The sequence below is a fragment of the Neisseria sp. HMSC070H10 genome (assembly GCF_001837635.1).
GTDB lineage: Bacteria > Pseudomonadota > Gammaproteobacteria > Burkholderiales > Neisseriaceae > Neisseria > Neisseria subflava_A.
The window spans coordinates 110,581-123,580 of the sequence record NZ_KV833385.1; the positions used below are offsets into that span (position 1 = coordinate 110,581).

General features: G+C 49.0%; 12 protein-coding genes. 1 reads left to right on the top strand and 11 read right to left on the bottom strand.

Translation table 11 applies throughout. From position 1 onward, the window contains the following. Positions 1–7 precede the first annotated feature (7 nt). From HMPREF2606_RS09255 to HMPREF2606_RS09305, 11 genes are all read right to left on the bottom strand, one after another. Positions 8–700, bottom strand: coding sequence for an HAD family hydrolase (locus HMPREF2606_RS09255; RefSeq protein ID WP_070713702.1), 693 nt, complete (start codon positions 698–700; stop codon positions 8–10). Further along, entirely contained in the window at positions 693–1,667 is a 975-nt protein-coding gene (locus HMPREF2606_RS09260) for an ATP-grasp domain-containing protein (protein ID WP_070843556.1), read from the bottom strand. Before HMPREF2606_RS09260 ends, HMPREF2606_RS09255 begins: the two co-directional genes overlap by 8 nt. Continuing rightward, positions 1,654–2,271 (bottom strand): sugar transferase, encoded by a 618-nt coding sequence (locus HMPREF2606_RS09265; protein WP_070713697.1) that lies wholly within the window; start codon positions 2,269–2,271, stop codon positions 1,654–1,656. Before HMPREF2606_RS09265 ends, HMPREF2606_RS09260 begins: the two co-directional genes overlap by 14 nt. Next, a complete protein-coding gene (locus HMPREF2606_RS09270) occupies positions 2,264–3,436 on the bottom strand; it encodes a glycosyltransferase (RefSeq protein WP_070713695.1) in 1,173 nt (390 codons plus the stop codon). Before HMPREF2606_RS09270 ends, HMPREF2606_RS09265 begins: the two co-directional genes overlap by 8 nt. Before the next feature lie 13 nt (positions 3,437–3,449). Continuing rightward, on the bottom strand, positions 3,450–4,520 hold the full coding sequence (locus HMPREF2606_RS09275; protein ID WP_070713692.1) for a glycosyltransferase family 4 protein: 1,071 nt from the start codon (positions 4,518–4,520) through the stop codon (positions 3,450–3,452). Continuing rightward, a complete protein-coding gene (locus HMPREF2606_RS09280) occupies positions 4,517–5,827 on the bottom strand; it encodes an O-antigen ligase family protein (protein ID WP_070713690.1) in 1,311 nt (436 codons plus the stop codon). Before HMPREF2606_RS09280 ends, HMPREF2606_RS09275 begins: the two co-directional genes overlap by 4 nt. Positions 5,828–5,869: 42 nt before the next feature. Then, positions 5,870–7,297, bottom strand: a complete 1,428-nt coding sequence (locus HMPREF2606_RS09285; protein WP_070713687.1) for an oligosaccharide flippase family protein — start codon at positions 7,295–7,297, stop codon at positions 5,870–5,872. 169 nt (positions 7,298–7,466) lie between these two features. Beyond that, a complete protein-coding gene (locus HMPREF2606_RS09290) occupies positions 7,467–8,774 on the bottom strand; it encodes a nucleotide sugar dehydrogenase (RefSeq protein ID WP_070713685.1) in 1,308 nt (435 codons plus the stop codon). Between the two features lie 572 nt (positions 8,775–9,346). Next, positions 9,347–10,450, bottom strand: a complete 1,104-nt coding sequence (gene ribD, locus HMPREF2606_RS09295) for a bifunctional diaminohydroxyphosphoribosylaminopyrimidine deaminase/5-amino-6-(5-phosphoribosylamino)uracil reductase RibD (protein ID WP_070713682.1) — start codon at positions 10,448–10,450, stop codon at positions 9,347–9,349. 14 nt (positions 10,451–10,464) lie between these two features. After that, complete coding sequence (gene nrdR, locus HMPREF2606_RS09300) at positions 10,465–10,917, bottom strand: transcriptional regulator NrdR (RefSeq protein ID WP_070584707.1); 453 nt, start codon at positions 10,915–10,917, stop codon at positions 10,465–10,467. A gap of 199 nt (positions 10,918–11,116) precedes the next feature. Further along, the gene (locus HMPREF2606_RS09305; protein WP_070713678.1) at positions 11,117–11,959 is read right to left on the bottom strand and encodes a class II glutamine amidotransferase; all 843 of its coding nucleotides are present in this window, start codon (positions 11,957–11,959) and stop codon (positions 11,117–11,119) included. A 283-nt stretch (positions 11,960–12,242) separates the two neighbouring features. On the opposite strand from HMPREF2606_RS09305, the gene HMPREF2606_RS09310 reads away from it, so the two are divergent. After that, entirely contained in the window at positions 12,243–12,983 is a 741-nt protein-coding gene (locus HMPREF2606_RS09310; protein WP_070843557.1) for a Slam-dependent surface lipoprotein, read from the top strand. Positions 12,984–13,000: the final 17 nt, after the last annotated feature.

Here is a 13,000-nt window from a genome sequence, read left to right on the forward strand (position 1 = left end):
ATGTCCCTTATGCATTTGCTTTTTCGGTGGCGGAAGTTGTCAGTGTAGCCAATTCTTCCAGGGTGTTTATCCAAAGGGTGGGCTGGTATTCACGACCGTATTGCTCGGGATCGGCTTGATGAATATTGTGCGGCTTAGGCATGATGCCTATGGAGAGCCAACCCAGTTTGTTGGGTGCGACAAAATCTTTTTTGATGTTGTCGCCGATGTAGATGAAACGTTTTGCAGCCGGATATTTGTTTTGCAGGAAGACAAAACGCTTATCGTCGGGTTTTTCCGATTGTATGGCTTCCGAAATCAAAATGTCGTCAAACAAATCGGTCAAACCCAAGGCCTGTATTTTCAAACGCTGTGTCAGACTGCGACCGTCTGTAATCAGGGCGCGTGCGACAAAAGGGCGCATCAGCTTACGTAAAAAAGACGGTTCGACATAGGGTCGGATAACAGGCCGGTGTAGTCGATATTGCCACAAAAGTGATTGTTTCTCTAGTTCGTTTAATTTGCAATGATGACACAAATTTTCGAGCCAGTCTTTACTTTTATTGTCTGCAATTTCATTTAGTACGTCGACATTGTATTGCGGGTAAAGCGACGTAATTGTCCCTACAACTGCCTGTATTCCGGAGCATTTGTAGTCGTACTCAGAGTAAAGCGTATCGTCAAGATCGAAGACGATGACGGATTCTTCCGGTTTAATCATGTTCTCTTACCAAAATCTTAGCATCATAACGAAGCATGATTAAATTGTTTTCCCAGTCGTCGGAGAAAGGGATGTCTTGGCCGCCGATGTATTCTTGAATCAGCCAGCCCGGATAGTTGCCGCCTGCGGCGTAAGTCAGCGGGAAACCGCCGCCGAAACGAGGGTTGATTTCCACGCCGTAGGTCGTGCTGTCGGTTTTGCTGACGAAGAATTGCGCGGTAATGCAGCCGCGTGCGCCTTCCAATACGGCCATTTTTTCAACCAGCTCTTCATACAGGGCATTGCGTCGGGTTGCACCTTTGCTGACTTCGCCGGTGCGCACTTCCAAACGTTCGCGAGGAATGGCGCATTTCAGACGGCCTTGACGGTCGTAATACATATCAACGGTAAATTCGGAGAAAGTATTCTCGATATCGATGTATTGGGTGAACATCATTTTCGGGTCTTCGGTAATGTCGACAGTCAAATCAGCCGGTGTGTTGATTTTTTTCGCACCGATGGCGCGGCTGCCGTCATAAGGCTTGGCAAAACATGGGAAAACCAGGTGGTCCCGTTCGTAAATTTCAGGGGAACGGATGCTGTATTGTGCAAATAGGCCTGAGGTCAGGCGCTTGTCGCGGCACAGGGTAATCAACTTTGCATCGGAAATGACAATATGTATTCCTTCAGCTTCAAAACGGTCACGTACTTCGGCCAGTTTGAGCAGCTCGGTATCGATGGTTGGCACAATCAGACCGATGTCGTGTTGTTTGGCCAGCTCGAAAATGCTGTCAATGTATTCGGCTACATCGATGCGCGGCACGCTGAAAGCGCGGTCGGCAACATGGCAGGCAGAAGACATGTGGGGGTTGAGGTCAGTGGCAAAAACGCCGATGCCGTCTGAAAAACGTGCGGCTTCGGTTTGAAAGTCCTGCACCAATTCGACACGGCGACCTGCCGACAGAATCAGTATATTATTTTTTTTCATCAGTTTTGTTACCCGTGAAATAAGGCATTGTGGCTTCCCCTTCGGCTGAGATGCCTTCTTTGACGAAGACTTTTTTAACTGTCAGGAACAAAATTTTGATATCCAGCCAAAAGCTAAAGTTGTCGATGTACCAAACATCGTGGGCGAATTTTTCATCCCATGAAATGGCGTTGCGGCCATTGACTTGAGCCCAACCGGTCACGCCTGGTTTCATTTCGTGGCGGCGGTTTTGGAAGTCGTTGTACAACGGCAGGTAGTGCATCAGCAGCGGACGAGGGCCAACTAGACTCATCTCACCTTTTAAGACATTCCATAATTCAGGAAGTTCGTCCAAACTGGTGGCACGTAATTTTTTGCCGAAATCAGTCAGGCGTTCGCTGTCCGGTAGTGGGTTGCCGTCTTTGTCGATTGCATCGCACATGGAGCGGAATTTAATCATTTTAAACGGCTTGCCATCTTTGCCCGGCCGCTCTTGGATGAAGAACACGGGCGAGCCTAGGTTTTTGCGGATGAGGTACACCGAAATCAAAAACACAGGCGACAGGATAATCAGTCCTGAAGCGGAGGCGACAATGTCAAACAGGCGTTTGAAAAATTTATTCATGAGCTAATCTTTCAATCAGGTTGACGATTTTTTGATAGGCAACGTCGCGCTTGAAACGGCGGACGATTTCTTCGGACTGAACAGGATCGTTTTTGCGCTTCAAAATATCTTTGGCGGCTTGAACGAAACCGTCCACATCGCCGGAACGGTAGTTCGCATGCGGCAGCAGGGTAAGGACTTTGGCAACTTCGTCGTTGACCTGGCTGTTCAGAATCGGTTTTTGCAAAGCCATATAGTCGGAGAGTTTGTTGGTAATCGATGCCATTGAATAGGACTGGATGGCGTTGATGGCAATGTCGCAGCCCTTGGCAACCGACATCATTTCGGCATAGGGAATGTAGCCGTAAAACTTGATGTCGTCGCAGGCGTATTGTTTGAGCCTGTCCAAATCAGGGCCGCCGCCCATGATGTGCAACTCGACGTTTTCGCCGGCGTCCAACAGCTTGAGAACGCCTTTGCACACGGTTTCCACGTCATAGCTGTAACTGAGCGTGCCCAAGTAGAAAAAGCGGGTTTTGTCGTCACCAAAATCTTTGGCAGGCGCGGCATCGAGTTTGGGAAAGTCAGCACCGATATAGACGACTTCGCCAGGTACATTCGGATTGGCTTCTTTGGCACGGTCGAGATAAGTCTGCGATACGGCAACCAGCGCGTCGGCGTAGCGGTAGGCTTGGTTGGCGCGTGAAGCAAAGGGCAGCAGGTTGTGCGGTACTTTTTTCAAAAAAGGTACGACTGAGGAGAAAGACTCCGGCCATACGTCCTGCACATCGACAATTAGTTTGTAACCCAAACGCGCTTTGTGTTTGCCCAACAGCAGGTTGGTGGCAATCAGCGGATAGGCGGAAAAGACGACGTCTTGTTCGCCCGGACGGCAGTTTTCCAACCATTTTTCAAAATGTTTGACGAAGTGGTGATGGCTGGCCAAGCGTCCTAAAGACACGTTTTTGCTGTATCCGCTTTCTTCCAACAGCATGACTTTCAGACGGCCTTGTGAGGCGGCCTCGGCATCTTCGGGCCGTCTGAAAGATTTGTTATAGTGCTTGAAGTTGCTGGTAATCAGTAACACGTCATGCGACTGAGACAACAGCTCGGCAAGATACCAGAAGCGGTTGAAATGCGGCTCGGACGGCAGTGAGCAATAAGGGGCGACGATGGTAATATTCATGTTTCAGACAGCCTTACATTTCGTACGCAGCCATGGTGGTGCGGTAGATTTCGTCGTCGGAGCATAAGGTTTCGACGTGTTTGTGCAGGGCTTTACCCATTTGACCGCGCAACTCTGGACGCTTGATGAGTGTATCGACGGCTTCGATAAATGCTTCGTCATCGCCGAAAGGAATGCAGTAGCCGGTTTGGCCGGTAATGACCATTTCCGAAATGCCCGCCATGTTGTAGGTTACGACAGGCGTGTCGTAAAGGCCGGCTTCCAAAATATTGTTGCCGACACCTGCTCCGTGGTCGCCTACGCAATGCGGCGTGTTCACCAAAATATCGACTTCTTTGAAGTAGCCGGTCAAGTCGCGGACGCCGCCGAGGAAGGTGACTTTGTCTTCAATGCCTAAACGTTTGGCTTGGGTTTTGAGGTTGTCCATTTCTTCGCCGATACCTGCAACGTTGAGGCGTACAGGCATACCACGGTCAACCATTTTCTTCAAAATATCCAACATCAGATGCACGGCGCGGACGGTGTCCAAACGGGAAAGCGTACCCAGTTGGACATAGTCTTTGACTGTTTTTTCAGGAACGAAATCTACTTTGTGCAGGGCGTTGTAGGTGTAGGTGATGCGGTTGGCAGGGAAACCGTAACGGATGAGTTTTTCACGTTCGTGTTTGCAGTTGCCGATGATGTACACGCCCAGCTTGTCGAAAAGCTTGGCGATTTTTGGATAAGTTTCCGGATCAAGGCCGCGCGCGTGGTAGAACACTTTGGTTTTCGGCGAAGCGAGCTTGGCTGCAATGGCACAGGCTGGAACGATACGCGCCATTTGGCAGTGAATCACATCGGGCTTCTCTTTTTTCAGCAGTTTCATATAGGCAAACATGCCTTTGACGTAACCCAAAAGACCACCTTGGTAAAAATCAATCGGCTGCCAACGGATGCCCAATGCTTGCGCTTCCTGAATCAAAGGGCCGTCTGAAGAGGCCAATACGATATCGTGTCCGCGTTGTTTGAGCAGGCGACCAAGGCGGAAAGTGGCGTTTTCAGTGCCACCGAGGCCGGACATGGAGGTAGTCAGGGTGATTTTCATGATATTCCCTTTGTTTTAGATGGGGTATAGCTATATGTGTAAGCGGCCTGATTTTGTAATTTGGATGCGACAAATGTGCTGTAAATGTAAATCAGCAGGCAGGGTAGCCAGATGAAGGGCATACGCAAAATGGTGGACGGAATAAAACCTGCCAACAAGAAAATGCCCAAAGTTACCCAAGCCAGTACGCGTGATTTGTTGGTTAGTGCACGGCTTGAGGTAGTGTAGAGGAAATAAAACGCTACAAATGCAATAAAACCGAGCAGGGAAATTATGCCGAAACCCAAATACAGTTCGATGATGAAACTGTGCGGATTTTCAAAACCCAGGCTGTTACTCAAGTGGCCGCCAAAATAGTCGCGAAAATTTTTTGGTCCGTAGCCGGTTAGCAACAGGGGCGGATTATTCCAAAAATAGTTGTAAATCTCCTGACGGTAGGACACAGAGTTGTCGCTGTCTAAATCGAATAGAAAAAGGTACACGCGGCTGGAAAAACGTTCAAGAAAAGGGTTGCCGTTAAGTGACAGCAAAAATTCCGCGATGACACGGGATGGAATCATCGATAATGTTAACGCGAGCAGTCCTGTGGCAATAACGGTAATAAAACCATTTTTACGATAAGCTATATAAATGAGTGAAATCAAAAGGTAGCAGGCAATAGCTGTGCGTGATACGCAAACAAAAATGGCCATACCTAGTAGTAAATATAATCCCCAGCCCAGTAGTTTCTCTTTGTGTTTGCGTCCTTGCAGTTGAAAGAAAAATAGGATGGCGGGTGCGAGGCAAACGGCAGTGGCAGCAAGGTTGTTGGGATTGAAAAACAGCCCTTTGAGCGAACCTTCTTTAATGGCCAGTTCATCACTGGCACTGACAAACTGAATGCCGGTAATCAATTCCACAAATGGTGGAATGGCAACATAAAGGGCAAAGACCAATAAAAACTTCTGAATAACGCCCAATGGATTTTCAGCGCGCATAAGCACTTGGTAAAACAAGTAGAAAAAAACCGGCACCGCCATAAAAAACAAGATGTCCATGTATTGAGTCGGTATCAGCGATGTAATGCCCATGTGGATGGCCGGCCAAATACACATGGCGGCCAGGGCGCAGAGCATGACAAAAATTTTGCGCGGAATATGCTTGCCCTCCAAAAAGAATACGGCAAGGCCAATCAATACGAACAACAACGATAAAGGATTATCGATGCGCGGTACGCCGATTTTAAAAGACAGCGCCGGCCCCAGCATATAAGCTGTAAACATAATGTATAGGATGTAAGTGTATAAATTTAGACGTTTTATTTTCATAGTCGTTCTGTTGTTATCGTAGAGACATGAATCTCAGGTTGGCTATTTTGCCGAACGGTTTAATTTGGCTTTGATTTTTTCGGTCGCGGCAAATAGTGCTTGTTTGTATTTTAGGAACAGGAAACCCAGCCCGACTGCCCATGCCAGCGCAAACCAGATGTAGTTGTCGCGCGTACCCAGCCAAGTATAGGCAAGGCAGATCATCAGGCAGAGCGTTGAATTGGTATAGATCTTCAGGCGCGGCAAAGGTTGCCACAGGCGTGAAGAGAATTCGGTTTTAAAGATGAAAAACAGCCAAAAAGCCGTTGCGCTGGCCATAGCCGCACCTTTTGCACCAAATTTCGGTACCAGCAGATAGAGCAGGGCGGTATTGGCGATAAAGGCAACGATGTTGATGACAGTAATCAGCCAAGTCGAGCGGACGACGTTCAAACCGATGCCGCTGACTTCGGTCAGCGTGTAAAACAGGGGAAAGAGCATACACGAGAGCAGGATAAATTGAACCTGCGTGTATTTTTCCGGCAGTATCCAAGTCACCATCGGCGAGAAAATCCCAATGAGGCAAATCATTGCGCTGATGAGGACGGTCATGGAAAGCGTGATATCGCCGATTTTGTCCAGATTGGTTTTTTCTTCTACCCATTTGAACACCAAAGGTGCCCAAATGGTGGAAAACACACTTTGGAAAATCAGGGCGACGGCACCAAAGCTGACTGCCATCGAATAAATGCCCAATTCGTCCAAACCCGAGATGTCTTTGAGGACAAAGCGGTCAATCGAAGTCAGGCCCCAATAGGCCAAGTTGCCGAATGCCAGCGGCAGGCCGTAGCGCAGGCCGTCCCGATGCAGCTCGGACGACCATTTCGCATGGGAAGCGGCTTGCAGGTCTCGGCGCAGCTGATATATCAACAGTACAACGGTCAGCACTTGGGCTGCGGTGTAGGTAAAAACCAGCGAAGTAGTATTGGTAGGCAAGCCGGAAGCAATCACGGCAAAAACCAACACCAAAATCAAGAATTTCGGCGCAAGCTGGCTGACGGAAAAAGCCAATGCCTGCTCTTTCATCCGCAAAATCAAGGCTAAAAAACGGATAATCAGCGTGGTGGCCAAGAAAATCAGGAAGAGAATCCCCAAATTCGCACTGGGGATGTCGAAAATGATTTCAGACGGCCATGATGCGTTTATCAGCAACACTAAAACCACAACCGTCACAGTCAGAATCAATGGCGATAAAAAAACGGATTTGAACAGCGCAGCCTTGTCTTTAACGGCGTAATAGTCGCGAATATAGGATTGGTCCAGCCCCAAGCCCAAGAGCAGAATGCTCAGTCCGGCAATGGTCTGCAAGAGTACGATACGGCCGATGTCTTCCGCAGGGAAGTACCATGAGATGAGCGGCAGGGAAAGCAGGCCAAAGGCGGCGCTTCCTAGCGGGCCCAATGCGTAGCCGAGGATTTTTTTCGCGTTCATATTATTTGTTTTCAGACGGCCAGAAGTTCGAGCTGAGCGTTTTTCGTAAGGTATGTGTTGTTACCGTTGCCGGTTTGCCAAGGCCGTCTGAAAAAACAAATGGCCTTGGGAAACCGGCCGCCGTCCCAGTTGGGGAAACCGGAGGCAGCCGGACGCGTCTGAAGCAAGATTATGCTTTGATGACTTTAGGATTTTTCACTGGGAATTTGCCGCGTGTATCGACAATCAGCTTGGCATGTTCGGTGATCATGTCATAGTCGAATTTGTCGTGATCGGTGGTCAGAACTACGCAATCGTATTGAGCGACAGTTTCAGGGGTCAGCGCTTCGCTCTTCAGGTCGAAGTAGTGGTGGCCGGGGATGTGCGGGAACTCTGGAACGTGTGGGTCAGAGTAGGAAACCACTGCGCCCAGTTTGTGCAGGCGGTCCATAACTTCCACAGACGGGCTTTCGCGCATATCGTCCACGTTTTTCTTGTAGGCGATACCCAATACCAAGATTTTGCTGTCTTTGATAGAACGGTTGTGGTTATTCAAAGCCAGGCCGACTTTTTCGATAACGTAGTCAGGCATGTGGGAGTTTACTTCGCCGGCAAGCTCGATGAAGCGGGTGTTTACGCCGTATTCGCGTGCTTTCCAAGTCAGGTAGAACGGGTCGATAGGGATACAGTGGCCACCCAAGCCTGGACCTGGGTAATAAGCAACGAAGCCGAACGGTTTGGTTGCAGCGGCATTGATGACTTCGTGAATGTCGATGCCCATTTTGTCGGCAACGATTTTCATCTCGTTCACCAGGCCGATGTTTACGGCGCGGTGGATGTTTTCCAAAAGTTTGGTCAGCTCGGCTGCTTTGGTGGAGCTTACTGGAACAACTTTATCGATGGCAGGTTGGTACAGTGCAAGGCCGACTTCCAAACAAGCAGGGGTATGGCCGCCGATGACTTTTGGAATGGTACGGGTTTCAAAGTTAGGGTTACCCGGGTCTTCGCGCTCAGGAGAGTAAACTAAGAACACGTCTTGACCGACTTTCAAGCCGCCTTCTTCCATGCGCGGCAGCAATTCTTCTTCGGTAGTACCGGGGTAGGTGGTGGATTCTAAAGACAGCACTTGACCGGCGCGCAGGTAAGGTTTTACCGCATCGGTAGTGTCAATCACAAAGCTCATGTCCGGCTCACGGTATTTGTTCAGCGGAGTCGGTACGCACAAAATGACGGCTTCTACTTCGCCAATGCGGGAGAAGTCGGTCGTTGCTTCAAACAGGCTGTTGGAAGCAGCGGCAATTTTGTCGGAAGGGATATGCTCAATGTAGCTTTCGCCTTTGTTGAGCTTGTCGACTTTGTTGGTGTCAATGTCGAACCCCAAAACTTGGTAACCGATATCCACATAGCGCAACATCAGTGGTAAACCGACGTAGCCTAAGCCAACGATGCCGATTTTTGCGGTCTTATCGGCAAATTTTTGTATCGTAACGTTTTTCATGATGTCTTTCGTTTAATGAATGAGTAAATCGGGAGTGTTTTCCCGAAGCCTGAGTTGTTTGCTGCAACCGCATAGCCATAGCCGGCTGCCGTATCGTGTGAAGCCTTAAAACCATACTTATAATTACATTAGACGGAATCATAAGCACTTATCTGATTCGTCTCAATCAAAAAAGTTTAACGGTCGTTCAGACGGCCTGTAAGGTATGAAAAAGGTATTTTTGAATATTGAATTTTTAGAAATTACACTCAACTAAATGTTTTAATTTTAAATATCTCTTTGTCAAATGCATGGTTCATGAAATTAAACCACCGTTTATGCCGTTTAAAACCCTTCTAGAATAAAAACTTTTAATAAATTTTCATGGTTTAACTTATCTTAATAATGCATTCTTTCGTGATGAAAAAAAGGAAAATTTGTAGACAATCAGCTTGAGGATAGTTAACTCAAGTCAAAGTTTTAAATTGGAATACGTTATAGTCATTGTAATATATTGACGAAAAAAGCACATTTATTACTACATAAATGATATATGGATTCTATTGAAATGGTTTAATTATTAAGTTGGGCAATTAGATGGATTTTTTCCGGAGAATCCATTTAATGTCCTGCCCGATGATTTCTACCGATTGACTTTGCCAAGGGCCGTCTGAAAGTATGGCGGCCGGATTTTCAGGGAGGGAGAAAAGAGGTTTGCCTGCGCCTAACAGTTTCGGCGCTTGGTAGAGGACGATTTCATCCACCAAGTCATCCTTCAGGAAGGCTGAAGCAAGTGTTGAGCCGGCTTCTACCAGAACTTCGCCAAAGCCAAGCTCTGCCAGTTGCGGCATGAGGGAAAGAAGATTGATGCGGCCGTTGATGTGTTCAGACGGCCTGATGATACGGATATGTTCAAATGCACTTAGAGCCTGCAAACGTTGTTCGTCTGAGGAAAGGGTAACGATAACGGTCGGGCTGTTGGTATCGGTAACGAGGTGGCAGTCCAAAGGGATTTGCAGTCGGCTGTCCAAGACGATACGCGCAGGTTGGCGCAGAGTGGGGAAGCTGCGGACGTTGAGCTTCGGGTTGTCGGCAAGTACGGTACCGATACCGGTCAAAACGGCGCAACTTTCGGCGCGGAGAATTTGTACGTCTTCGCGCGCTGCTTTGCCGGTAATCCAAAAGCTGCGGCCGTCTGAAAGGGCGGTTTTACCGTCCAAACTGGCGGCGCATTTGAGGCGGATAAATGGTCTGCCGCGTTCGATACGCGACAGGAAACCGCGGTTGAGTTCGCGCGCCTGAGCTTCCAACAAACCGCTTTCTGTACGGATTCCGGCGGCTTCCAGCATGGATAAGCCTTTGCCTGCGACCAATGGGTTAGGGTCGGTCATGGCGGCGACCACGCGCGTTACGCCGGAATGAACCAGCGCTTCGGCACATGGGGGTGTGCGGCCGTAATGGCTGCAAGGTTCCAGCGTGACATAGGCTGTTGCGCCTTTTGCCGCCGCTTGGGCCTGCCTCAAGGCGTGAACTTCAGCGTGCGGCTCGCCTGCTTTGACGTGGAAACCTTGTCCGATGATTTGGGCGCCATGTGCAATCACGCAACCGACGCGGGGATTTGGGGAAGTAGAAAACCGCCCAAGCTTGGCCAGCTCGAGGGCGGTTTGCATCATTTGGGTATCAAGTGCGGAAAACATGGTTTCAGACGACCTTATTTGGCTTTGCATTCGGCAATGACTTGGGTGAATTCGGAAACGTCTTTAAAGCTTTTATAGACGGACGCGAAGCGGACATAAGCGACTTGGTCGATTTTTGCCAGCTCTTCCATCGCCATTTCTCCGACGATGCGCGAAGCGACTTCTTTTTTGCCCAAACGGTAGAGGCGTTGCTCGATAAGGGCAACGGTTTCATCGATTTGTTCTTGTGTGACAGGGCGTTTGTGCAGCGCGCGCTCAAGGCTGGTTTGCAGTTTGTGTGGATTGAAGGGAACCCGTGTGCCGTTGGATTTGATGACTTGCGGCATCCGCATTTCAACGGTTTCAAAGGTGCTGAAGCGTTGTCCGCATTCCAAGCATTTGCGACGGCGACGGATGCTGTTGGTGTCTTCCAGCCATCGCGAGTCGGCTACTTGTGTATTGGGGTGTTGGCAAAACGGGCACTTCATCGGGTTTCCTTGTCATACGCTCGGCAAGGTCGCTAAGCAATTGAATTTATTGTTTGTGACCTATTATTGTAGCGGATTGCGCTATTTTCGTATAGTAAACGCTTTGACTATGGATTAAGTATAAAAAGGCCGTCTGAAAGGGCACCTTGAGAGAAGTTGAGCCTTTCAGACGGCCTTGAGTTTTTCAGTCAATCAACCGTTAAACCGATACGCCGACGGCACGGGCGATTTCCAAACCTTCTTCCGCACTCATATAAACCGGATTCTCGGGACGGTCGCTGCGGACGATATCGCCGTCTTGAAACATCACCAATTCATTGACTGCCAATTGCGACCAAGTTTCATCACGCGTCAGGGGCAGGGTGGCGATGACGGAAACTTTATCGTTCGGTGTGGTCACTTCTGAAAAATCGACCATCACATCATCGTCCAGCAGGCGTGCTTTGCCAAACGGGGCTTTGCGCACGATGTAGTGCAGCAAGGTGCTGGCGTGGGCAAACAGGCAGTCGCCGTTGGACATCACGAAATTAAACAAGCCATAGCGGCGGATTTCATGGGTCAGGCCGGCGATGGCATCAAACAAAACTTCAGGTTCGGGCTTGGTGGCAAAGCGGCTGCGCAGGCGGTTGAGAATAAAACAGAACGCGCGTTCGGAATCGGTTGAACCAACGGCATGGTAGTACTCGCCCTGCTCGGGGAAAAAATCAATCAAATGGCCGTTGTGGGCAAACAGCCAATATTCGCCCCACATCTCGCGCATGAAGGGATGAGTGTTCGCCAATGAGGTCTGGCCTTGTGAGGCCTTGCGGATATGGGCGATAACGTTTTCAGATTTGATTTGGTAGGCGCGTACCAAGTCGGCAACGGGCGAGTTGGCGCTGGGCTTGTCGTCGTGAAACAAGCGCACGCCTTTGCCTTCAAAAAAGCCGATACCGAAGCCGTCGGCGTGGTGGTCGGTAATGCCGCCACGACGGCGGAAGCCTTCAAAAGAAAACATGATGTCTGTGGGAGTGTTGCAATTCATGCCGAGCAGTTGGCACATGGCGTTAACCTTTTTTCCGGGTATTTATAGGGTCATTATGGTGTATCGGGCAGGCAGTTTCAATATATTCTTTGCCATTGTTGGGTAGGTAATACAGGCTGTATCGAATTAAAAATAAAGAATTTCGCTTTATAGGGGATTGTTAGGACATTTACTAATTCTATGCTAACACTTCCCCTATAAAATGCTTTGCAGAACAAAAAGACCTCCTCACATAACGATATGTTCTACTCACAACGAAACATAATTTTCCCCACCATCGTTTTACCTCAAGGAGTGTTCAATGAAACTGAATCTGCAAAAAACCACCGCTGCTGTTTTGGCTGTTTTGTTCAGTGCAGGCGCATTTGCCGCCAACAATTACTACAACCCATTTGATTATGGTTACCAAAACTACAAATACGGCAAAAAATGGGGCAAGCCTGCATCTGAAGCCGAAGGCGAAAAAGTGATGAAACACGCTGCCTACCGTTCAGGCGTGTACTACACCAACGTAAACCGTATGCCCGGCAATGCAGACCGCAACGGCGTGAAAACCGTACAGGTTAACGACGCATACACCCATCAAAACCTCGGTCGCTATGCGTTCAACACCATTAAGAGCGGTGACTCTGAAGTATACTACGGCGAGTGGGTCGGCAAAGAATACGCTAAAGGCTCTAACCGCGGCGTTTTCTACTCCGGCGACAAACGTGCTACCTCTATGCCTGTATCCGGTGTAGCCAACTACGCAGTTAAAGGCATCAACAACTACACCGGCAACAACCCGATGGTTGGTACTTTGCGCGCAGACTTCGGTCAACGTGTCTTGACCGGTTCTATGAAAAATAACGCTGTACAGATGGACATCCATTCCCGCATCAAGCCATCCAGCGCATCATTTGAAGGCTATGCTCGCGCCAACGGCCACTTCGGTAAAACCGAAGGCCACTTCTTCGGCAACGGTGCAAGCGCGTTGGCTGGTGTTGCCAAATTTAAGACTGACCGCAATCTGGATACGGCATACGGCGGCGTAAAACGCTAAAATCCGTCTTTAAGTAA